Origin of the sequence: Klebsiella oxytoca NBRC 105695 (genome assembly GCF_001598695.1) — a bacterium.
In the GTDB taxonomy this organism is placed as follows: Bacteria; Pseudomonadota; Gammaproteobacteria; order Enterobacterales; family Enterobacteriaceae; genus Klebsiella; species Klebsiella oxytoca.
The window spans coordinates 161,887-184,019 of record NZ_BCZK01000010.1; the positions used below are offsets into that span (position 1 = coordinate 161,887).

Consider the following 22,133-nt stretch of genomic DNA (forward strand, 5'->3'; position numbering starts at 1 on the left):
GCTCCTTGCCAACATCAAAATTCGGGCGGTAATTATAGGCGCAGCTGGCGCGAAGAAACAGCCTCTTTGTTGCTCCTGCATCGCCAGGGTGAAGGGTCGCTCGTCAGCGGGGCCTGTCAGGGCGACCAAACCGGCAAATCGCACGAATCGGTAGCCCGGGTCAGGCGTTAGCCGCAACCCGGCGATTTTTCCGCAGTCTAGCGGCGATCTCTCCAGACGGTCTGCACGTTGCAGAATTCATGCAGACCAAAATGGGAGAGCTCGCGGCCAAATCCGCTTTTCTTCACGCCGCCGAACGCCACGCGGGCATCGCTGGCGCAGTAGCCGTTAATAAACACGCCGCCGCACTCCAGCTCATCGGCAAAGCGTTGGGCCTGTGCTTCGCTGGTGGTATATACCGTTGCAGAAAGGCCAAACTCGCTATCGTTCGCCAGCGCCAGCGCGTGGTCGGCATCGCGAGCTTCGGTAATTGTCGCCACCGGGCCAAACAGCTCCTGGCGGAAGCCGGTCATCTCAGCGGTGACGTTGCCCAGCACCGTCGGCGCATAGTAGTTGCCCGCGCCGGCGATTTTTTCCGCGCCCAGCAGCAGGGTCGCTCCTTCTTTTAAGGTCGCGCGCACCTGCTCATGCAGCTCATCGCGCAGATCGAAACGCGCCATCGGCCCGATGTAGTTTTGTTCATCGCGCGGATCGCCCATTTTGAGCGCGGCGACGGCGGCGACAAATTTCTGCGTAAAGGCCTCGGCAATGCCCGCCTCGACGATAAAACGCTTCGCCGCGGCGCAGACCTGCCCGGTGTTCTGGTAGCGGCCGATCACCGCCGCTTTCACCGCCTCGTCGAGGTCGGCATCGTTGAGCACGATAAACGGATCCGAACCGCCCAGCTCCAGGACGCATTTTTTCAACGCCGCGCCGGCCTGCGCGCCAATCGCCTTCCCGGCCCGCACGCTGCCGGTAACGGTCACCGCGGCGATACGCGAATCGTTGATCATCTGCGAAACGCTATCGTTGGTGGCATTCACCCAGCCAAACACCCCGGCCGGAACGCCGGCTGCGGCAAAGATTTCACCGATCATCGCCGCGCTTCCCAGTACGTTTGGCGCATGCTTAAGCAGATAGCTGTTGCCCGCCAGCAGAATCGGTACCGCGCCGCGCAGCACCTGCCACACCGGGAAATTCCACGGCATGATGGCGAGGATAGCGCCCATCGGCCGGTACTCAATGACCGCTTTATTATCTTCAACCAGCGTCGCTTCGGTTTTGAGCATCGCCGGTCCGTGCTCGGCATACCAGTCGCAGAGATTTGCCGATTTCGCGACTTCCCCGCGCGCCTGAGCGATCGGTTTTCCCATCTCCAGGCTAATCATTTGCGCCAGCGCTTCGCCGCGCGCGCGCATCGCGTTACCGATATGACGCAGCGCTGCCGCGCGTTCCGCAACGCTAACGTTGCGCCACTGACGATAAGCTTGTTCCGCAAGGGCAACGGCCGAATCGACTTCTTGCTCGCTCGCCCAGGGCAGAGACGATATGGTTTCACCTGTGGTCGGGTTCACGGAAACCGCATGAGTGGCAGATACATTCATCGTTAATCTCTCTGTGTTGATTGCGAAGTGACCTTATTCTGGCTTACCCTACCCTTCATTAAAAATGAATAATATTAAGCAACCTGTTCACAAAAGAAGAATGCCATGGACCTGACCCAGCTTGAAATGTTTAACGCCGTCGCCAGCACCGGCAGCATTACCCAGGCCGCGCAGAAGGTGCATCGCGTGCCGTCGAACCTGACCACGCGCATTCGCCAGCTGGAGGCGGATCTCGGCGTAGAGTTGTTTATTCGCGAAAACCAGCGTCTGCGCCTGTCGCCCGCCGGGCATAGCTTTTTACGCTATAGCCAGCAGATCCTCGCCCTGGTAGATGAGGCGAGAATGGTGGTCGCCGGAGATGAACCTCAGGGGCTGTTTTCCCTCGGCTCGCTGGAAAGTACCGCCGCCGTGCGCATTTCACCAACCCTGGCGCACTTTAATCAACGTTACCCCAAAATTCATCTGGCCCTCTCCACCGGCCCTTCCGGCACTATGATCGACGGCGTCCTGGAGGGAAACCTGAGCGCGGCGTTTGTTGACGGCCCGCTGGTGCATCCGGGGCTTGAGGGGTTACCGGTATTTCCCGAAGAGATGATGATCGTCGCGCCCTTTGGCCACCCGCCCATTGCGCGCGCCAGTGAAGTGAATGGCGCCAGCGTCTATGCTTTTCGCGCCAACTGCTCCTACCGCCGCCATTTTGAAAGCTGGTTTCATGCCGATCGCGCCACGCCGGGACGCATCCATGAAATGGAGTCCTACCACGGGATGCTGGCTTGCGTCATTGCCGGCGCCGGTCTGGCGCTGATCCCACGCAGTATGCTGGAGAGCATGCCGGGCCATCAGCAGGTTTCTGCCTGGCCGCTGGCGGAAGAGTGGCGCTGGCTGACCACCTGGCTGGTCTGGCGGCGGGGGGCGAAAACCCGTCAGCTCGACGCGTTTATAGCGCTGCTGAACGAAGATCGGCAAGCAGCATCTTCTCCATAAAGATGCTTAACGGATCCGGCTGATACGGCGCAAAGGCGCTGCGGGTCTGGTAGCCATTGCGCGTATATAACGCAACGGCGGCGTGCTGATGGATGCCCGTTTCCAGGCGCACGGTATGGCATTCGCGATTTATCGCCTCTTCCTCCAGCGCGGCCAGCAGTCGTTCTCCCAGCTGCTGCCCGCGATGGGCCGGGTGAATAAACACCCTTTTCATCTCGCCAACCCCCTCTTCGCCGAGCACGATCGCCCCGCAGCCGACGGCGTGGCGCTGCGTATCGCGAATAAGAAGCGCAATAACCGACTCCGCCGGTAACGCGCTCAGGTCGATCAAATGGTTGCTCTCCGCCGGATAGAGCGTCTGCTGATACGCGTCCAGTTCGGCAATTAAGGCCATCAGATCCGGGTGGTTTTGCGGGGTTGGGGTGATTGTGTACATAGAGAAGCTCCTTTTTGACCATACTTTAGCGCGGAGCGTCTCGCAGGCGGCCATAGCATTAACTTATCGCTTCACACCTCGCTTGCGCTTCCCCCTAAAGTGGCAGTAATTTTGCGTCATGACGACATTTATCAGGAACAAACCATGAATACCAAAGCGCGCAAGGTCATGATTATCGGGGCAGGCAACGTCGGCGCCTCTGCGGCCTATGCCCTGTTGAATCAGAATATTTGCGAGGAGTTAATCCTCGTGGACCTGAATAAAGCCCGCGCCGAAGCGCACGCCCAGGACCTGAGCGATGCGGCGGCCTACATGCCGGGGATGATGACGATTTCCTCGCGGGAAGCCAGCGACTGCGCCGATGTTGATATTGCGGTGCTCACCGTTTCCGGCGGTGCGCTCAAACCGGGCCAGACTCGACTGGACGAACTGACCAACACGGCGACAATTGTAAAAAGCCTCATTCCGCAAATGATGAGCGGCGGTTTCAACGGTATTTTTTTGATTGCCACCAACCCCTGCGACATCATCACCTGGCAGGTATGGCGGCTTTCAGGTCTGCCGCGCAGCCAGGTGCTGGGTACCGGCGTCTGGCTGGATACCACGCGCCTGCGCAGAGTGCTGGCTCAGGAGCTGGATATCGGCGCGCAGAGCATCGACGCCTTTATTCTCGGCGAGCATGGCGACACCCAGTTTCCGGTCTGGTCGCACTCAGCGGTTTACGGCGCCGCCATCGGCGATGTGTACCAAAAGCATACTGGTCAAATTCTCGACCGGGAGCGGATTGCGGAAAAGGTGCGCAGGCTGGGATTTGAAATTTACGCCGGTAAAGGCTGCACCGAATACGGCGTCGCCGGGACTATCGCCGAAATCTGCCGCCATATTTTCACCGGCAGCCATCGTGCGCTGGCGGTATCGTGCATTCTGGATGGCGAATACGGCATCACCGGCGCGGCGGCAGGCGTACCCGCGGTGCTTACCCAAAGCGGCGTACAGCAGATCATTGAGCTGCAGCTGGCCGATGATGAAGCAGAGAAGTTCCGCCGCTCTGTGGAAGTGATTAAAGCCAATATCGCCCGCCTACCGTAACCCGCTTTCCCGGCTAGTCGGCAATGATCAGCCGGGGATGGATATGCCCCAGCAGTTCACGCGTCTCTTCCGGCAGATGATTATCGGTGATGATATCGGTGAGCGAGTCAAGATGGGTGATGTTAAACAGCGACCAGGCGCCGTATTTTGAGCTGTCCGCCAGCAGAATGCGCCGCCGGGCGTTCGCGATTAAATCCCGCTTCAGCGCCGCTTTCTCTTCCGTTGGCGAGGTTACGCCCTTCTCCAGATCCCAGCCGTTGCAGCTGACGAACGCCAGATCGGGCCAGATATTTTGCAGCAGACGGCGTCCGTGATCGCCGATGCAGGACTGGCTGCTGTCGTCGATGCGTCCGCCGATGATGGTAACTTCAATTTGCTTAAATTCCGAGAGAAACAGGGCGATATGCAGATCGCTGGTGATCACCCGCAGCGGCAAGTGGGTTATCTGCCGGGCAAGTTCGATCATCGTGGTTCCGGCATCGAGGACGATGGCGTCCCCGGCCTTGACTAACGCCGCCGCCGCGCTGGCGATGGCGTATTTTTCCTGCAGACTGCGCTGGGACTTCTCTTGGGTGGTGGGCTGTGAAGGAATAAACCGGTTGAGCGTGACGCCGCCGTGGGTACGGCTGATGACCCCTTCCTGATCGAGCTTAATCAGGTCGCGGCGAATCGTCGCCGGCGAGGCGTGAGTCGCCGCCACCAGCTGGTCCACTGTCACCAGATTATGGCTCTTCAGAAAATCCATAATCTGCTCTAACCGGTTATATCCCTTCATGTTATTCCTGTGCGATTTGCATGGCGAGCTCAATAGAGGTTGCCATGCTGTCAGACTTAGCTTTACCTGTCCAGGCAATATCAAACGCCGTGCCGTGGTCTGCGGAAGTGCGGATAAACGGCAGTCCGGCGGTAATATTTACCCCATCATAAAATCCAAGTAATTTTAGCGGAATATGCCCCTGATCGTGATACATCGCGACCACCATATCAAACAGACCTTCGTGACACTGCATAAATACCGTGTCCGGCGGGCATGGCCCGGTCACGTTGAGCCCTCTGGCCTTCATCGCTTCAACGGCCGGACCCACGATACGAATCTCTTCATCGCCAAACAGACCGTTTTCCCCGGCGTGAGGGTTCACTCCGGCAACGGCAATGCGCGGATTAGTGAAACCCACCCGGCGCAGGAAGCTATCGGCGATGCCGATCACCGTTTCAACTCGCGGCTGGTTCAGATTATCAAGGAATTTTCGCAGCGCCACGTGGGTAGAGATATGGATCACTTTGAGCTTATCGGTATATAACACCATCGCAAAATCTTTGGTTTGCGTCAGATGGGCGAGCATTTCGGTATGTCCCGGGAAGTTGTGCCCGGCCAGATGCAGCGCTTCTTTATTGAGCGGCGCGGTAGCGATCGCAAACACCTCACCCGCCATCGCCAGCTCGGTCGCTCGCTTGATGCAGCGGTAAGCTAAATCCCCCGCCTGCGCCTGCACTTCCCCCGCGCGTAGTCCTTGCGGATCGGCTAGCGGTTCGTCGATAACGTTAATCGTGCCCGCGCTGAACTGCGCCTGTTCCGGACGATCAATGATACGCAGCTCGGCGGGCGGGGTTATCCCCATCGCCAGGATCCGCCGCAGCGTCTGCGCGCAGCCCACCACCACGACCGGCGCGCCGTTGAGTTTCCCCTCAACCAGCGATTTGATAATAATTTCCGGGCCAATGCCTGCCGGGTCTCCCATCGTTACCGCAATGATGTTAGTCACTCATTTTCTCCTCAATAAAATTCACAACCTCCAGCAGGGTGGTTTCCGTTCCGAATCCGCCTGCCTTGGTCATTACCGGCCGCTGCCAGCTACTACCCAGAAAATTGCCGAACGGCACGCATTGCGCCACCCGGCCTGTAATATGAAATCCGCTGGCGCCCAGCGCCTGCGCCACGGCGATCGCCACGTCGCCGCCGGATAAATAGAGCGCTCCCGGCTGGCTCTGCGCGATGGCCAGCGCGCTGACCCGCGCCAGGTATGCGCAGATGCGCTCGCCAAGGGCGGTGCGATCGACCCCATGCCGACGACACAAGGCTTCAACCGCCTTTCGCGCCTCGCTATCGGGTCGGGTGGTGATAACGCAATGATTATTTTCGCTCAATACCGCCACGATACGCCGGGCATCAAGGGCGGCATCGCCGTCAAAGGCCATAGCCACATCAATGTCGACCCGCCGGACGCGCGGATGCTCATTAAGACGGGCAACCTGCTGTTGCGCGATTTCGCTCATTGAACCGACCACCGCCAGCAGCGGGCCGTGCGGCATAGTCGCCAGCCGACGCGCCAGGGCGTCGCATAGCCCAGCAGACCCCACCAGCAGCACCCGCTGCTCGCACAGAGCGACCGTGGCGATAATGGCGTCCAGCTGCTGGTTTTCTTCGGCATCGACGATCAGCACCCGCGGCGTCTCAACCGTTTGTTCCAGCTCTGCCGCCAGCCCGGGGACCGTTGTCCCGCGGCACAGCAAATCGCTTTGTTGAGCGACCACGGCGGCGATATCCGCGCTGCTGACCGGCGTTTTCGGATCGGTCGCGAACTCGGTTTCATTCACCGGCGAGCCGTGCACATAGCACACCCCCCGGCGCGTCACCCGGCCAGCCGCCGGAAAAGCCGGCGCCAGAACTGCTACGGCGCAGTTTAGCGCGCGCATCGTTGCTTCCAGCTCGGCGCCGAGATTGCCGCGCAGCGTGGAGTCGATTTTTTTCACCGTCCAGCGCGGCTGAAAACGCGGCAACACCGCCTGTAAAAGATGCGTGATGCGCCGTGCCGCCTCTGCGGCGGGCTGCGCGCGGCTGTCGCTATTGAGGATCAGCGCCTGCGCCTCTCCCTGGTAGCTGGCGCTAAACGCCACTTCCGCCCGCATCCCCGTCTCCGCCAGGCTGACTCCCGCGTCATTTGCGCCGGTAAAGTCATCCGCCAGAACCAGCACCTTGTTATCGCCGCTGCCCATCATGTTCCCTTTTCAAGCTGTTCGAAATTGATAATGATTATATTCAATCACAATTGATTAAATGTGAGCAAGCTCAAGTTATTAAATCTCGCTATAAATTATAACTTCATCCCACAATGTGAGTGACCCGAACAATAGATGATTAAGTTTAATCATCCATAAGACAGGAGAAAGAAGTGGCAACCATTAACAGCACCCTGATTAGCGGCGCGGGCGCGTTTACCGCCCTGCTACCGCTGCTGACCGGCAAACAGCGCATTTTGCTGGTCACCGATGGCAACGTTGGCAAACTCGATGCCGCACGGCAGATCCGTACGCTTCTGGAAGACGAAGGGCGTCAGGTTCAGATCGTTGATTCCGTACCCGCAGAGCCAAGCCAACATGATATGACGCAAATTCTGCGCCTCGTCAGCGCTAACCAGCCGGAGCTAATAGTCGGGATTGGCGGCGGTAGCGTTCTGGATGTGGCCAAGCTGCTCTCGGTTCTGCTGCATCCCGACTCGCCGGGGCTTGAGGCGCTGCTGGCCGGCGAAAAGCCGCAGCAAAAGGTGACCTCGTTATTAATTCCCGCCACTGCCGGCACCGGTTCCGAAGCCACGCCGAACGCGATCCTGGCAATCCCGGAACAGAATACGAAGGTGGGGATTATCTCCCCGGTTCTGCTGCCGGATTATGTTGCCCTGCTGCCGGAATTAACCACCAGCATGCCCGCGCATATCGCCTCCTCTACCGGCATTGACGCGCTGTGTCATCTTATTGAGTGCTTTACTTCGACCGTTGCCAATCCGGTTAGCGATAACGCGGCGCTGATTGGCCTGCGCAAGCTGGTGCGCAACATCGAGCTATCGGTGAGCGAGCCGCACAATCTGGCGGCGAAGCTGGAGATGCTGTGGGCCTCTTATTATGGCGGTGTGGCTATTAACCATGCGGGCACTCATCTGGTTCATGCCCTTTCCTATCCGTTAGGCGGCAAATATCACCTGCCGCACGGCGTGGCTAACGCCATTTTGCTGGCGCCTTGTATGAAGGTGGTGCGCCCACACGCGGTGGCGAAATTTGCCCAAGTCTGGGATCTGCTCCCTGAAGCCGACCTGACGCTTAGCGAAGAAGAGAAATCCCATGCGCTGGTCGCCTGGCTCGCCGCGCTGGTGAAACGCCTGCAGCTGCCCGATAACCTTGCCGCGCTGGGCGTACCGCCAGAGAGCATCAGCGAACTGAGCGAAGCGGCGCTGAACGTCAAGCGTTTACTGAATAATGCGCCATGCAGCGTTAACCAGGATCAGGTTGAAGCGGTTTACCGCACCCTGTTCCCCGCACAATAACACCAGGGAAGAGATGAAATGAGCAATTCAATTACCGGCGTTCTGACCGCCATCGTCACGCCTTTTACCGCAGAGGGAGCCGTGAATATCCCGGCGCTAAGGCAGCAGGTACAGCGCCAGCTCGCCGCGGGCAACGGTATTTTTTGCGGCGGTACCAACGGCGAATTCTTTGTGCTGAATGAAGCGGAAAAAATCGCCGTCGCTAAAGCCTGCGTGGATGAAGTTGCCGGTCGGGCGCCGGTGGTGGCGCATATTGGCGAAGTGTCGACTCGCGAAACGATCCGCCTGGGTCAACAGATCGAACAACTGGGCGTTGACGCGGTCTCCGTGATTACCCCCTGGTTTGTGCCGCTAAAACAGGATGAGCTGATCGCCCACTATACCGCCATTGCTGACGCCCTGAGTGTACCGGTATTTCTCTACAACATCCCGGCGCGCACCGGCAACACCATTGAACCGCAAACCGCGCGCGCGCTGGCGCAGCATCCAAACATTATCGGCGTCAAAGACAGCGCCGGCAGCTACGAAAGCCTGAAGGGTTTCCTCGATGCGGTCCGGGATATCGCCGATTTTGACGTGCTGAACGGCCCTGATTCGCTGATACACCAGGGTTTTGTTGAGGGCTGCTCCGCCTGTATTTCCGGGCTGGCAAACGTCGCGCCAAAAGAGATCAACGCCATCTGGGCAAATTTTAAAGCGGGCAATGTTGAGGGCTCCCGCCAGGCTCAGGAGAGCGTCACCGGTCTGCGCACCGATCTTTATAAAGTGGCGTTCTCGCCGGCGGCGGTAAAAAAAGCGCTGCAGCTGATGGGCCACGATGTTGGCGACAGTCGCTACGCGGTGAGCTTCACCTCGGCGCAGTGCGAGGAAATTAATCACATTATTGCCAAATATATTTCCTGACGATAGCGGAAATAGTTAATTAAATTTCCGGCACTGGTGTAAGCAAAAAATCAGTGCCGGCAATATTTAATATTTTATATATAACGTCTTACGTAACGTAAGGGATGTTTCAATGTTTATATGGATGCTTGACCCTGAAATATGGTTGACGCTGGTAACGCTCACCTTTCTGGAGATTATTCTCGGGGTCGATAATATTATCTTTCTCTCGCTGGTAGTGGCCAAACTGCCACCGCATCAACAAAATGTTGCGCGTAAGTTGGGATTAAGCGGCGCAATGGTTATGCGCGTGCTATTGCTGGTATCTATTGCCTGGCTGGCACATATAACGGTGCCGCTGTTTACTATTGCGCATTTTGTCGTATCGGTGCGCACTATCATTTTATTTGTCGGTGGTTGTTTCCTTATTTACAAGTCACTGCAGGAGATACGCGGTGAACTGCAGCTGGAAGAAGAGTCGCATGGCGGCGGCCAGCGTCAGCTTTCGCTGGCGGGCGCGGTTGTCCAGATTATGCTGCTGGATATTGTCTTTAGCCTGGATTCAGTTATTACCGCAGTCGGTTTGTCGCAACATATTTTCATTATGATTACGGCAGTCATTATTGCTGTTGGCATTATGATGTTCGCGGCAAAGACCATTGGCGATTTTGTCAATAACACGCCAACGATGAAAATGCTCGCTTTAACCTTTTTGTTGCTGGTGGGGATATTATTGGTCGCGGATAGTCTGGAGATACACATTGCAAAAGGTTATCTCTATTTTGCCATTTTCTTTTCGCTGGCGGTGGAAACGCTCAATATTATTCGTAATAAAAAAATCATTAAGGCTTCGCAGCCCGCAGAAGCTTACGACTCATTACAGCTAAACAAATAGAACCCTACTGAAAATAACGGAGTATGAATATGTCTGTAACCGCAATTCGTGACGGAATCATTAATCAGCATGAACAGGACGCGCGGGTCGAAACCGCGATGTTACCGTCATCCTGCCCGCAAAACCATGCGGCAAACCTGCTGCCGCTGCCGGACGGCTCCCTGATGTGCGTCTGGTTCGGCGGTACCCAGGAAGGCGTTGCCGACATCTCCGTTTGGGGATCGCGTCTGCTGCCCGGGAGCCGCCAGTGGAGCGATGCGGTCAAATTGTCTGATGACGCCAGCCGTTCCGAGCAAAACCCGGTGCTGTTTCTGGCGCCGGATAACGTGCTATGGCTGCTGTGGACCGCGCAGATCTCCGGCAACCAGGATACCGCCATCGTGCGCTATCGCCAGTCAACGGATCTGGGTCAAACCTGGGGCGAGATTGCCACCCTGCTCGATAAGCCCGGCACCTTTATTCGCCAGCCGATCATCGTCCTCGACAACGGCAACTGGCTGCTGCCGGTCTTCTACTGCCGCACTCAACCGGGTGAAAAATGGGTTGGCAACGACGATATCAGCGCCGTCAAAATCTCCTCCGATTGCGGCAAAACCTGGCGCGACGTCGAAGTCCCGCAAAGCCTGGGCTGCGTACATATGAACATCACCGCGCTGCCGGGCGGCACGCTGGTTGCGCTGTTCCGCAGCCGTTGGGCCGACAATATCTACTACAGCCAGTCCGTCGATAACGGCGAAAGCTGGTCAGTGCCGGAACCGACTGAACTGCCCAATAACAACTCATCTATTCAGGTGACCACCCTCGCCAGCGGCGAACTGGCGCTGGTCTTTAACCACATGAGCGCCGCCGGCGCGCGGGAACGCCGGGCATCGCTTTACGACGAAATCGACGATGGCGATAACAGCCGTAAAGAGCCGGAAGTGACCAGCGGGCGTTCGGCCTTCTGGGGAGCGCCGCGCGCGCCGATGACCGTAGCCATCTCCGCCGACGGCGGTAAAACCTGGCCATGGCAGCGCAACCTCGATGAAGGCGACGGCTACTGCATGACCAATAACTCGCTGGATAAGCGCAATCGCGAGTTCTCCTACCCGAGTATCAAACAAGGGGCGGACGGCACGCTGCACATTGCCTACACCTGGTTCCGCCAGGCGATTAAATACGTGCACGTTTCGCCCGAGTGGGTGAAGGAGTCCGCACGATGATCGTCGGCAACCTTAACGCCCTGCCGCTGGCAGGGCTTCCCCCGGCGCTGCGGCAGATCCTATCCCTTCCGCAAGCCACGCTAGCGGCGCTGAGCGGCAGGCCGGACGGCCGCTGGCAGCCGGAAAACTGTCGCTGGTATTGCAATATCGGCGAAGCGCATACCCAGCCGACCGCCCAGCGGCACACCGAATATCACCATCAGTGGGCCGATATTCAGGTGATGCTGGCGGGCTGCGAGTTGATTAACGCCGGAATGCTCTGCGTCGCGCAGGATAGCGATGAAGAGCGCAAACCGGATCTGTTTATCGCCCGCGATAGCCCGTTGCCGGTATCCATCACCCTGTATCCCGGTGATTTTGCGATATTTCTGCCCGGCGAACCCCATCAGGCGCTGTGCGCGGTAGACGTGCCGTCAACGGTACGCAAAGCCGTATTTAAAGTGCCGAGCGACATGCTGGAAGGGTAAATAAGAAGGAGAAATAACAATGACAATGGAAATGATTCTGGCGCTGGGCATTCTGGTGCTAATGATAGTTCTTATTATGTCAGACAAAATGGCGTTTGGCGCACCGCCGCTGCTCGCCTGTCTGCTATTGGTTGTGACAGGGCTCTCCAACGTTCAGCAGGCCTTTGCCGGGTTTGTTAACTCAAGCGTCATTATGATCGCCGGCTTTATGGTGGTGATGGCGGCGCTGCAGAAAACGCGGCTGATCGGTAACGTAAAATCGGCGATGGTTAATCTGGTAAATAAAGGCAGCTATAAAAGCTACGCGCTGCTACTGGTGATTGTCATGATTGGCGCCAGCCTGGCGGGTACCGGTTCAACCGGCTACTACGTGCTGATTCTGTCACTGGTTTCGACCATCCCCTACAGCAAGAAGCTGCCGACCTCAAAGCTGATGATGCCGCTGGGATTCGCCACCAATCATCCTCTGTTCCCGGTTAACGTCGCGCTGCTGTTTGGCGTCACCGCCACGGTACTGCAAACCGCCGGTTTCAACGAGGAGATTTCAATGGTGAAATTTGCTCTGGTCAATCTGGTGATGTCGCTGGCCTTTTTGGCCTGGTGCCTGGTTGCGTATCGCTTTTTACCCGACCACCCGATCGCCGATGCCTCCGAGGAAGCGATGGCGGTACGCGAAGAGGAAGCCGTGGTGCTGCCCGCGTGGAAAGAGTATTGCACCGTTGGCGCCTTTGCGTTCAGCGTCGTGGGTATGATGCTGATGAACCAGTTAGGCAACATCGCCTATGTCGTACCGGGTCTCGCCGCTGCCTTCGTGATGATGATTAACGTTGTCGACTTCAAAGAGGTTCGCGATCATATGGGCGCGCCGGTTATCCTGATGATGGCCGGGGTGATCGGCGTCGCCGATGCGCTGGCAGGCACGGGCTTCACGGCAATGGTCGGCGATGCGGTGGCGGGCGTGCTCGGCGCAAACGTATCGCCCTTCGTGTTTATTTTTATCTTTGCGCTACTGACCAGCACCTGCTCAACCTTTACCGGGTCGAACATGGGCTCGGTGTATATCTTCGCGCCGATCGCGATCGCCGCCTGTACCAGCCTCGGCCTCAACCCTACCGCAGCCGCGATTGCGGTGGTCATTTCTGGCTGGAACGGTGGCTATATGCCGATTGACGGTATGCCGGCAATGATTCTGGGAATGGGAAAATATAAATTACCGGAATTCTGGATATTCTCGGTGCCGATGTACTTAATACGGATTCTGGCACTGTGCGTCGGCGCGATTGTGATATTCCCGATGTAGTTTTCTCTTCAATCTGTTCTGGTCTGACGCGATAGTGGCTCTGGTTTTTCGTGGAGTACGCAGGAGACGTTTGCCCAACACGCGGGGATGGATAAGGGATCGGCAGGTTTATTGCCGATCCCTTTTTATTTTGCTTACTCGCCTGACGTTATTTCACGTAGCGTGATTACGCCATTTAAATAGGTTACCGCCTGGCCGCTCATTAATACCCGCTCACCCTTTAGCTCGCAGCGAATATCACCGCCGCGCGCGGAAACCTGCCGCGCCAGCATCTGGGTTTTGCCCAGCTTCGCACGCCAGTAGGGAATCAACATGGTATGCGCAGAACCGGTTACCGGATCTTCCCACACCGCTTCTCCCGGGGAGAAAAAGCGGCTGACGAAGTCATATTCGCCGCTGCCTGCGGCGGTAACGGTAACTTTATGCTCACCCGGGATCATCGCGGTAATATTCGGCCGCAGGGCTTCTAGCAGGTCGCGAGAGGCCAGCTCGATAAGCCATGCGCGTCCCTTACGCGCGTGCAGATAGCTATCAATACCCAGCGCGGAGAGCATCGCGGCGGGCGGCTCACCCTCCTGCGTTTCTCCCGCCGGGAAATCCAGCGTCAGCCACTCGCCTTCACGGCTCACGGTCAGGCGACCGGAAGCGGTCGCGAAGTGAATGACCGCGTCAGGATAATCCAGGTGATGAAATATCACGTGCGCGCTGGCAAGCGTAGCGTGGCCGCAGAGATTGACCTCGTTGCGGGTGGTAAACCAGCGAAGCGCAAAACCATCGCTTTCTGGCACCACGAACGCGGTTTCCGACTGGTTGTGCTGCTGCGCCATGTTGAGCAGCAGCGCATCCGGCAGCCACTCTTTAAGCAGGCATACCGCCGCCGGATTGCCGGCAAAAGGCTGGTCGCTGAAAGCCGCCACCAGATAAAAAGGGATTTCCGTCACCCGGCCTCCTTAACGCAGCGTAATCGTGCCGATTAAATAGGTCGTCGCCTGACCGCCGATCAGAACCCGCTCGCCCCGCCACTGGCAGCGCAGATCGCCGCCGCGGGCCGAAACCTGCCGCGCCTGCATCTCCGTTTTGCCGAGCTTTTCGCCCCAGTAGGGAATCAGCATGCTGTGGGTCGAACCGGTCACCGGATCTTCCGCCACCGCCTCGCCCGGGCAGAAGAAACGGCTGACAAAGTCATACTCTTCATCCGCCGCGCTGATACAGATCATTTTACCGAGGCGCTGGAGTCTCTGCATATCCGGGCGCACGGCTTCCACCTGCTGGCGGTTGGCCAGAATCACCAGATAATCGCGCGCCACGCGTATCTCCTGCGCTTCGCGCAGTCCGAGCCCGGCCAGCAGTTCCGCAGGCGGCTGCTCAACGGCGGTCGTCGCCCAGGCCGGGAAATCCAGGGTCAGCCAGTCGCCGCTGCGCGTGACGCGAAGCTCGCCAACAAAACGGGTGCTAAAGACAATCGTTGATGACGGGTGATCGAAATATTCAAAAATCACGTGCGATGCCGCCAGCGTCGCATGGCCGCAAAGGTTGATCTCATCCAGCGTGGTAAACCAGCGCAGCTCGTATCCTTCATCGGTGCGGACGAAAAACGCCGTCTCCGACTGATTATGCTGTTGCGCCATTTTCAGCAACGTTTCGTCCGGCAGCCATTCGGTGAGCGGGCAAACCGCCGCTGCGTTGCCGCCAAAGCTATGGTCGCTGAACGCATCGACCAGATAAAAATTAATTTCCTGCATCGTTCGGTCCCTTCATCTTTTTTACTTATCGATAACATGACATAAACGGGATAATTGCACACCTTTTATAAGAAAATTAATCCGTTAGGTTCAGGTTTTTCCTTCAAACAAAAATGAGACTCAGATCACAAAATGGTTGTGTTTTAGGCAGCGATCGTTTTAAGATCGTGCCACTTCTTTCCTCTTTGTAACCAGCCCTGAACTTATGATGACAAATACGGTTTCACGCAAGGTCGCGTGGCTGCGCGTAGTCACGCTTGCGATTGCGGCATTTATTTTTAATACCACCGAATTTGCGCCCGTTGGCCTGCTGTCGGACATTGCTGACAGCTTCGGCATGGAAACGGCGCAGGTGGGGATTATGCTGACGATCTACGCCTGGGTCGTCGCGCTGATGTCGCTGCCCTTTATGCTGTTGACCAGCAAGATGGAGCGCCGTCGTCTGCTGGTTGGCCTGTTTATTCTGTTTATCGCCAGCCACGTGCTGTCGTTCCTGGCATGGAACTTTAACGTGCTGGTGATCAGCCGTATCGGTATCGCTTTTGCCCACGCGGTATTCTGGTCGATTACTTCAGCGCTGGCGATTCGTATGGCGCCAGCCGGTAAACGGGCGCAGGCGCTGAGCCTGATTGCTACCGGTACCGCGTTGGCGATGGTTTTCGGTATCCCGATCGGCCGTATCGTCGGGCAGTACTTTGGCTGGCGCACCACCTTCCTGGTTATTGGCCTGGGAGCGCTGATCACCATGGTATGCCTGATCAAGCTGCTGCCCAGGCTGCCGAGCGAGCATTCAGGTTCGCTGAAAAGCCTACCGGTGCTGTTCCGCCGCCCTGCGCTGCTGAGTATTTATTTACTGACGGTGATTGTGGTGACCGCGCACTATACCGCCTATAGCTATATTGAACCGTTCGTTCAGACGGTCGCCGGCCTGAGCGGCAACTTCGCGACCGTGCTGCTGCTGACGCTGGGCGGCGCGGGTATCGTCGGCAGCATTCTGTTTGGTAAGCTCGGCAACCTGCATGCTTCCGGATTAATCAATGCGGCGATTGGCCTGCTGCTGGCGTGTCTGCTACTGCTGCTGCCCGCCTCGCACAACGCTAACCACCTGATGCTGCTGAGCGTCTTCTGGGGCGTGGCGATCATGATTATCGGGCTTGGTATGCAGGTTAAAGTGCTGGCGCTGGCGCCGGATGCAACCGACGTGGCGATGTCGCTGTTTTCGGGGATCTTTAATATCGGCATCGGCGCTGGCGCGCTGGTGGGCAGTCAGGTCAGTACCCATCTGTCGATGGCATCGATTGGCTATGTCGGCGCGATCCCGGCCGTCGTCGCGTTAATGTGGGCGGTGATGATTTTCCGCCGCTGGCCGATCTCGCTGGACGACCATCAGCCGCATCACTCCTGATCGTTCGACTAAAAAAAGCCTGCCGGTTGCAAAACGGCAGGCTTTTTTATTTTTCCTGTCGGCGCAAAGTCGTCAGGCGTGATAGGTCGAAATAATCTCCAGCACGCCGTTGATGATGAATTGCACGCCCATACAGACCAGCAGGAAGCCCATCAGGCGGGAAATCGCCTCGATACCGCCCTTCCCGACCAGACGCATAATCGCTCCGGAGCTGCGCAGGCAGCCCCACAGAATAATGCCGACCAGCGCAAAAGTAATCGGCGGCGCCGCCAGCACGACCCACTCCGGGAAGTTTGCTCCGTGCTTTACCGTCGACGCCGAGCTGATAATCATCGCGATCGTCCCCGGCCCTGCGGTGCTCGGCATCGCCAGGGGAACGAAGGCAATATTGGCCGTCGGTTCATCTTCGAGCTCTTCCGATTTGAGCTTAGCTTCCATCGAATCATGGGCCTTTTGCTGCGGAAACAGCATCCGGAAGCCGATAAAGGCGACAATCAGCCCCCCGGCGATACGCAGTCCGGGAATCGATATGCCAAAGGTGTTCATCACCACCTGCCCGGCGTACCACGCGACCATCAGGATAGCGAACACGTAGACCGAGGCCATCAGCGACTGCCGGTTACGCTCGGCGTTATTCATGTTTCCGGCCAGGCCAAGGAACAGCGCCACGGTAGTCAGCGGGTTTGCCAGCGGTAGGATCACAACCAGTCCCAGGCCTATCGCTTTAAAAAGATCCATCATAGTGAGTTAAAGTCCTGTAAATATTGGATTATCAAAAAATGACGCGCGCCGAGTATAGCGTCGGTTGTCAGAGTAGCGCGAGTTCCCGGCAGAATGTATCCATCATGCAATAAATCATAAGACAACCGCGCCAAATAGAGTGACCTGCATCACAACTATCCGTTTTAGCAAATCGTGGCATCGGCTTATTCATCAGGTTGACTTATATTTGCCTAGGCAATAATATCTCCCGCAACTAAGTCATTGCCTGGGCAACCATCGTGAAAAGTACAAGCGACCTGTTTAACGAAATGATCCCCCTCGGACGCTTGATCCAGATGGTTAACCAGAAAAAAGATCGCCTGCTCAACGACTACCTCTCACCGATGGATATTACGTCCACCCAGTTTCGGGTGCTCTGTTCCATTCGTTGCGAAGTGTGTATTACCCCCGTTGAGCTGAAAACCGTCCTTTCCGTCGATCCGGGCGCCATGACGCGCATGCTTGACCGCCTGGTCTGTAAAGGCTGGATTGAACGGTTACCCAACCCGACTGACAAGCGTGGCGTACTGGTGCAGCTAACGCCAGACGGCGCAGCCCTTTGTGAGCAGTGTCATCAGGTTGTGGGTCAGAAATTGCACCAGGAACTAACAAAAAATCTATCGACGGATGAAGTGGCCACTCTTGAGTGCCTGCTCAAAAAAGTTCTGTCGTAATAAGAAGAGGTAAGATGATGTCCAGACGCAATAACGACGCCATCACTATCCATAGTATTTTGTCGTGGATCGAGGATAACCTGGAATCGCCCCTGTCGCTGGAGAAGGTTTCAGAGCGCTCAGGTTACTCCAAGTGGCACCTGCAAAGAATGTTCAAGAAAGAGACCGGTCACTCGCTGGGACAATATATCCGCAGCCGTAAGCTGACCGAGATTGCGCAGAAGCTGAAGCAGAGCAACGAGCCTATCTTATACCTGGCCGAGCGCTATGGCTTTGAGTCGCAGCAAACGCTGACGCGGACTTTCAAAAACTATTTCGATGTTCCGCCGCACCAGTATCGTATTACTAACGTGCCGGGCGAGTCGCGCTACCTGCTCCCGTTGAACAACTGTTGTTAACCGCCTGCAAAAAAGACGTATTGAGGAAATCATGAAACTATTCGCTTCCGCCGCCATCGTGCTATTGGCGCTGGTCTCCAGCCAGAGTTATGCGGAGCAGACCACCACTCCGGTTCGCCACAACAACCGGGATGCGATGATTATTCCTTCCGAGCATAATGATTCGCCTTTTGATTTCAATCACATGGCTTCGGGCAGTGATAAATCAGATGAACTGGGCGTACCCTATTACAACCAGCAAGGCCTGTAAAATCCCTTTAGCCCCGTCACCGGGGCTTTTTTTTATCCTCTCGCCATTCCAGGACGCACGATCCGCAGGCCGAAAACGTTGATATACAGCCCGGCCATAATGAGCACGGCCCCCAGCAGTTGCAGGCTATTCAGCGTTTCGCCGAGCAGCAAGGCGGCGCTGGCCATTCCCACCACCGGCACCAGCAGCGACAGCGGCGCTACGCGCCAGGTCTCATAGCGACCGAGCAGCGAACCCCAGATCCCATAGCCGACAATCGTCGCAACAAACGCCAGATACAGTAGCGACAGAATCGTTACCCCATCGATATGCAACAGGCTTGCCGCCATGATCTGCGGACCATCGAGAAGCCAGGAGGCCAGCATAAAAGGCAGCACCGGGATCAGCGCGCTCCACACGACTAAAGACATAATCGGCGGCCGGCTCGCATGGGACATGATTTTTTTATTGAAGATGTTGCCGCAGGCCCAGCTCAGCGCCGCCGCCAGGGTCAGCAAAAAGCCCACCAGCGGAACATGCTGTCCGCCGAGGCTGGCCTCGACCAGCACCAGGACGCCGAAAATCGCCAGTGCGATACCTGCCAGCTGTTTCGCCTGCAAACGCTCGCCGAAGATAAACGCGCCAAGAATAATGGTAAAAAAGGCCTGCGCCTGCAGCACCAGCGAGGCCAGCCCGGCAGGCATACCGAGGCTAATCGCGCAGAACAGAAACGCAAACTGGCCAAAGCTAATAGTCAGACCGTAGCCCAGCAGCAGAGTGAGCGGAATTTTTGGCCGCGCGACGAAGAGCAGCGCCGGGAAAGCCACCAGCAAAAAACGCAGCCCGGCAAGCATCAGCGGCGGCATATTATGCAGCCCCAGCTTAATCACCACGAAATTCAGCCCCCATACCACCACCACCAGTAATGCCAGCAGCCCGTCTTTTCGCGTCATACCCTGCCTCGGTTGTTATTGGATTTTTTGTGAACAAAATCAAACTACAGAATAATTCGTCCGCCGCCTAGATCATTATTTTCGGTAGGTCGCTGGCGTGCTTTTCATCACCGATGGGAACTATACAAGCGTCGGTTAGCATGCTATTTGTGATCGGGACAACAAAAATAACATCACTTCAGGCAAGGAAAAAATGATACCGACACTCAGGCGCTCAACGGCGGCGCTGCTGGCTTCGTCGTTGCTGTTAACGATTGGCCGCGGCGCAACGTTACCTTTTATGACGATCTACCTCACCCGGCAGTACCAGCTGGAAGTGGATAAAATCGGCTATGCGCTGTCGAGCGCGCTGATCGTCGGGGTACTGTTCAGCATGGGGTTTGGCATTCTCGCCGATAAGTTCGATAAAAAGCGCTATATGACTCTCGCCGTGCTGGCGTTTATTGGCGGTTTCATCGCTATTCCGCTGGTCAATAGCGTCGCGCTGGTAGTGTTTTTCTTCGCGCTGATTAACTGCGCCTACTCGGTATTCTCCACCGTCCTGAAAGCGTGGTTCGCCGACGTGCTGTCGCCGGAAAAGAAGGCGCAGATTTTTTCTCTTAACTACACCTTTCTTAATATTGGCTGGACCGTTGGACCGCCGATCGGCACTCTGCTGGTGATGTACAGCATTAACCTGCCGTTCTGGCTGGCAGCGGGCTGCGCCGCGCTGCCGCTGGTGTTTATTCAGCTGTTTGTCCAGCGCACCAGCGCCGCGATTGCTGAGGATAATGCGGTCCAGTGGTCGCCTTCGGTGCTGCTGCGCGATCGTGCGCTACTGTGGTTTACGCTCTCCGGCCTGCTGGCGTCATTCGTCGGCGGCTCTTTCGCTTCCTGTATTTCCCAGTATGTGCTGGTGGTAGCGGACAGCGATTTTGCTGAAAAAGTGGTTGCCGTGGTACTGCCGGTCAACGCCGCCGTCGTGGTGGCGCTGCAGTACGCGGTCGGCCGTCGCCTCACCGCGCGTAATATTCGCCCGCTGATGACCTTTGGTACGGTCTGTTTTGTACTCGGACTGGGCGGTTTTGTTATTTCCGATAATAGCCTGCTGCTGTGGGGCCTCTCTGCCGCCGTCTTTACGCTCGGTGAAGTGATCTACGCGCCGGGTGAATATATGCTGATCGATAACATTGCTCCGCCGGGCATGAAGGCCAGCTACTTTTCCGCCCAGTCGCTGGGCTGGCTGGGAGCGGCTTTTAACCCGATGCTGACCGGGACAATTCTGACCCATCTGCCGCACTGGTCGCTGTTTGCAATATTGATGTTCGCTATTATTGCCGCCTGGCTGATGATTTTCCGTGGGATGAACGTACGCCCGTGGAACGGTAGTGCGGTCGCCCGCGCCTGAGCCCAGGCGCCGTGCGGCTGTCAGGTTGCTGTCGCCCCCCTGTCGGGTTTCGATCGTGGTTGCCGACAGCCTGCTCAATAATACTCCATCTCAGGTTTTTCACCCGGAGAGAGTCACGATGAACAGTAGCAATCAGGTTAAACAATTACGTTTACAGCGCGCCTGGTCCCAGGAGCAGCTCGCCGAGCTGGCGGGCGTGAGCGTGCGGACCATTCAGCGCATTGAGAACGGTGACCGCCCCGGTCTGGAGACCCTTAGCGCGCTTGCGGCAGTCTTTGAAGTTAACGTCGCCGAGATTAGCGGCGATTCGCCGGAAGGCCATGACGAATCGCTGGATTTACGCATTGAGGAAGCCAAAGCGCGTGTCGAACGCGAAAGCCGTTTTTACCGTTCACTGACCGTGGCGGTCGTGGTTTGCATCCTGCTGGCGGTGCTGAACTGGCTGACCGGCGCGGACAGCTACTGGTCCGCATGGGTGGCGATCATCTGGGGGGCGCTGCTGGCGGTAAAAGGATTACGCCTGTTTGTGTTTGGCGAATGGATCAAAAACTGGCGTCAGGCGCGGCTGCAGCGGCTGCTGCGAAAGTAACCTACTGAGCGATGGTGCGCGCTTCTCCCGGGGGCGGCGCAAAGCGCCTTGCCCGGGCTACGGGCCAGCAGACGGCTGTATACCTGTAGCCCGGCTAAGCGCAGCGCGAGCCGGGGAGAGATTTCCATCCGGGAAAGGCCTATATGGTAACCATCCCGCGGACGCCTTCGGCTTCCATATCGCTGCCGCTGCCCTGTTGGATAATCGCCCCGCGCGACATCACCAGGTAGCGGTCCGCCAGCCCGGCGGCGAAATCGTAGAACTGCTCGACCAGCAGGATCGCCATATCACCGCGATTCGCCAGCTGGCGGATAACTTCGCCAATCTCCTTGATGACCGACGGCTGAATACCTTCCGTCGGTTCGTCAAGAATCAGCAGCTGCGGGCGGCTGGCCAGCGCGCGGCCAATGGCCAGCTGCTGCTGTTGCCCGCCGGAAAGATCGCCCCCGCGCCGCTGCTTCATGCTTTTCAGCACCGGAAACAGCTGATAAATCTCTTCCGGCACCGCGCGCGCGTCGCGGGCGGGAAAGCGGGACAGCCCCATCAGCAGATTCTCCTCAACCGTCAGGCGTGGAAAAATCTCCCGCCCCTGGGGCACGTAGGCGATCCCCGACTGCACCCGCTGGTGCGGTTTACGGTGGGTGATATTCTTCTCCTGCCACAGCACCTCGCCGCTGCGCGCCGGGATCAGCCCCATCAGGCACTTCAGCAAAGTGGTTTTCCCCACCCCGTTGCGTCCGAGCAGGCAGGTGACCTCCCCCTGACGCGCGGCAAAATCGACGCCGCGCAGAATATGGCTGCCGCCATAATATTGATGTAGTTGATTAACCTGTAGCATCC

The 22,133-nt window shown here is 57.2% G+C and carries 24 protein-coding genes; 14 read left to right on the forward strand and 10 right to left on the reverse strand.

The genetic code is table 11. The features are described from left to right. Positions 1-197: 197 nt before the first annotated feature. Complete coding sequence (gene sad / locus KO1_RS18075; RefSeq protein ID WP_064407078.1) at positions 198-1,583, reverse strand: succinate-semialdehyde dehydrogenase; 1,386 nt, start codon at positions 1,581-1,583, stop codon at positions 198-200. 105 nt (positions 1,584-1,688) lie between these two features. Here sad and ptrR point away from each other — a divergent pair, with 105 nt between their 5' ends. Further along, entirely contained in the window at positions 1,689-2,567 is an 879-nt protein-coding gene (ptrR, locus tag KO1_RS18080; protein WP_004102317.1) for a putrescine utilization regulator PtrR, read from the forward strand. On the opposite strand, the gene KO1_RS18085 is transcribed toward ptrR, so the two are convergent. Beyond that, the gene (locus KO1_RS18085) at positions 2,521-3,003 is read right to left on the reverse strand and encodes a GNAT family N-acetyltransferase (protein WP_004113275.1); all 483 of its coding nucleotides are present in this window, start codon (positions 3,001-3,003) and stop codon (positions 2,521-2,523) included. The two genes, ptrR and KO1_RS18085, sit on opposite strands and share 47 nt — an antisense overlap. Positions 3,004-3,147: 144 nt before the next feature. On the opposite strand from KO1_RS18085, the gene KO1_RS18090 reads away from it, so the two are divergent. Further along, positions 3,148-4,092 carry an L-lactate dehydrogenase gene (locus tag KO1_RS18090; RefSeq protein ID WP_004102319.1) on the forward strand — a complete coding sequence of 315 codons (945 nt, stop codon included), beginning with the start codon at positions 3,148-3,150 and terminating at the stop codon, positions 4,090-4,092. 13 nt (positions 4,093-4,105) lie between these two features. On the opposite strand, the gene KO1_RS18095 is transcribed toward KO1_RS18090, so the two are convergent. From KO1_RS18095 to dtnK, 3 genes are read right to left on the reverse strand one after another with little or no spacing between them, the layout of a single operon-like run. Continuing rightward, positions 4,106-4,867, reverse strand: coding sequence for a DeoR/GlpR family DNA-binding transcription regulator (locus KO1_RS18095; RefSeq protein ID WP_004102327.1), 762 nt, complete (start codon positions 4,865-4,867; stop codon positions 4,106-4,108). A 1-nt stretch (position 4,868) separates the two neighbouring features. After that, the gene (locus KO1_RS18100) at positions 4,869-5,855 is read right to left on the reverse strand and encodes a D-threonate 4-phosphate dehydrogenase (RefSeq protein ID WP_004113279.1); all 987 of its coding nucleotides are present in this window, start codon (positions 5,853-5,855) and stop codon (positions 4,869-4,871) included. Then, positions 5,848-7,086: a D-threonate kinase gene (gene dtnK / locus KO1_RS18105; RefSeq protein WP_004113281.1), complete on the reverse strand. Its 1,239-nt coding sequence runs from the start codon at positions 7,084-7,086 to the stop codon at positions 5,848-5,850. Before dtnK ends, KO1_RS18100 begins: the two co-directional genes overlap by 8 nt. A 176-nt stretch (positions 7,087-7,262) precedes the next feature. On the opposite strand from dtnK, the gene KO1_RS18110 reads away from it, so the two are divergent. From KO1_RS18110 to KO1_RS18135, 6 genes are all read left to right on the forward strand, one after another. Further along, a complete protein-coding gene (locus KO1_RS18110) occupies positions 7,263-8,408 on the forward strand; it encodes an iron-containing alcohol dehydrogenase (protein ID WP_024274228.1) in 1,146 nt (381 codons plus the stop codon). Between the two features lie 18 nt (positions 8,409-8,426). Then, entirely contained in the window at positions 8,427-9,311 is an 885-nt protein-coding gene (locus KO1_RS18115) for a dihydrodipicolinate synthase family protein (RefSeq protein ID WP_047719802.1), read from the forward strand. A gap of 112 nt (positions 9,312-9,423) precedes the next feature. Continuing rightward, positions 9,424-10,185 carry a TerC family protein gene (locus tag KO1_RS18120; RefSeq protein ID WP_004113287.1) on the forward strand — a complete coding sequence of 254 codons (762 nt, stop codon included), beginning with the start codon at positions 9,424-9,426 and terminating at the stop codon, positions 10,183-10,185. Positions 10,186-10,214: 29 nt separating this feature from the next. Then, positions 10,215-11,387 carry a sialidase family protein gene (locus KO1_RS18125; protein WP_024274230.1) on the forward strand — a complete coding sequence of 391 codons (1,173 nt, stop codon included), beginning with the start codon at positions 10,215-10,217 and terminating at the stop codon, positions 11,385-11,387. Beyond that, the gene (locus KO1_RS18130; RefSeq protein ID WP_047719801.1) at positions 11,384-11,854 is read left to right on the forward strand and encodes a NanQ anomerase/TabA/YiaL family protein; all 471 of its coding nucleotides are present in this window, start codon (positions 11,384-11,386) and stop codon (positions 11,852-11,854) included. Before KO1_RS18125 ends, KO1_RS18130 begins: the two co-directional genes overlap by 4 nt. 19 nt (positions 11,855-11,873) lie before the next feature. Then, positions 11,874-13,154 carry an SLC13 family permease gene (locus KO1_RS18135; RefSeq protein WP_004113290.1) on the forward strand — a complete coding sequence of 427 codons (1,281 nt, stop codon included), beginning with the start codon at positions 11,874-11,876 and terminating at the stop codon, positions 13,152-13,154. Positions 13,155-13,288: 134 nt separating this feature from the next. Here the strand turns inward: KO1_RS18135 and KO1_RS18140 are convergent, their stop codons facing one another. Together KO1_RS18140 and KO1_RS18145 are read right to left on the reverse strand one after the other, a co-directional pair. Next, entirely contained in the window at positions 13,289-14,095 is an 807-nt protein-coding gene (locus KO1_RS18140; RefSeq protein WP_004113291.1) for a PhzF family phenazine biosynthesis protein, read from the reverse strand. 9 nt (positions 14,096-14,104) lie between these two features. After that, on the reverse strand, positions 14,105-14,896 hold the full coding sequence (locus KO1_RS18145) for a PhzF family phenazine biosynthesis protein (protein WP_004102346.1): 792 nt from the start codon (positions 14,894-14,896) through the stop codon (positions 14,105-14,107). Positions 14,897-15,101: 205 nt separating this feature from the next. Here KO1_RS18145 and KO1_RS18150 point away from each other — a divergent pair, with 205 nt between their 5' ends. Then, positions 15,102-16,301, forward strand: coding sequence for a sugar transporter (locus KO1_RS18150; RefSeq protein WP_023321061.1), 1,200 nt, complete (start codon positions 15,102-15,104; stop codon positions 16,299-16,301). A gap of 72 nt (positions 16,302-16,373) precedes the next feature. On the opposite strand, the gene KO1_RS18155 is transcribed toward KO1_RS18150, so the two are convergent. Next, positions 16,374-17,042 (reverse strand): MarC family NAAT transporter, encoded by a 669-nt coding sequence (locus KO1_RS18155; protein WP_004102348.1) that lies wholly within the window; start codon positions 17,040-17,042, stop codon positions 16,374-16,376. Positions 17,043-17,302: 260 nt separating this feature from the next. Between KO1_RS18155 and marR the strand changes: the two genes are divergently transcribed. Genes marR through marB form a run of 3 tightly spaced genes read left to right on the forward strand, consistent with a single transcriptional unit; the run spans position 17,303 to position 18,385 of the window. Continuing rightward, entirely contained in the window at positions 17,303-17,737 is a 435-nt protein-coding gene (gene marR / locus KO1_RS18160) for a multiple antibiotic resistance transcriptional regulator MarR (RefSeq protein WP_004102349.1), read from the forward strand. Positions 17,738-17,754: 17 nt separating this feature from the next. Continuing rightward, the gene (gene marA, locus KO1_RS18165; RefSeq protein WP_004102351.1) at positions 17,755-18,135 is read left to right on the forward strand and encodes an MDR efflux pump AcrAB transcriptional activator MarA; all 381 of its coding nucleotides are present in this window, start codon (positions 17,755-17,757) and stop codon (positions 18,133-18,135) included. Positions 18,136-18,166: 31 nt separating this feature from the next. Continuing rightward, the gene (gene marB / locus KO1_RS18170; RefSeq protein WP_004102353.1) at positions 18,167-18,385 is read left to right on the forward strand and encodes a multiple antibiotic resistance protein MarB; all 219 of its coding nucleotides are present in this window, start codon (positions 18,167-18,169) and stop codon (positions 18,383-18,385) included. Positions 18,386-18,417: 32 nt separating this feature from the next. Here the strand turns inward: marB and eamA are convergent, their stop codons facing one another. Beyond that, positions 18,418-19,317, reverse strand: coding sequence for an O-acetylserine/cysteine exporter (gene eamA / locus KO1_RS18175; RefSeq protein WP_024274232.1), 900 nt, complete (start codon positions 19,315-19,317; stop codon positions 18,418-18,420). A gap of 193 nt (positions 19,318-19,510) precedes the next feature. Between eamA and ydeE the strand changes: the two genes are divergently transcribed. Next, positions 19,511-20,704, forward strand: coding sequence for an efflux MFS transporter YdeE (gene ydeE, locus KO1_RS18180; RefSeq protein WP_024274233.1), 1,194 nt, complete (start codon positions 19,511-19,513; stop codon positions 20,702-20,704). Positions 20,705-20,822: 118 nt separating this feature from the next. Further along, on the forward strand, positions 20,823-21,293 hold the full coding sequence (locus KO1_RS18185) for a helix-turn-helix domain-containing protein (protein WP_023321063.1): 471 nt from the start codon (positions 20,823-20,825) through the stop codon (positions 21,291-21,293). 139 nt (positions 21,294-21,432) lie between these two features. Here the strand turns inward: KO1_RS18185 and urtE are convergent, their stop codons facing one another. After that, positions 21,433-22,131 (reverse strand): urea ABC transporter ATP-binding subunit UrtE, encoded by a 699-nt coding sequence (gene urtE / locus KO1_RS18190; RefSeq protein WP_004102361.1) that lies wholly within the window; start codon positions 22,129-22,131, stop codon positions 21,433-21,435. Positions 22,132-22,133 lie beyond the last annotated feature (2 nt).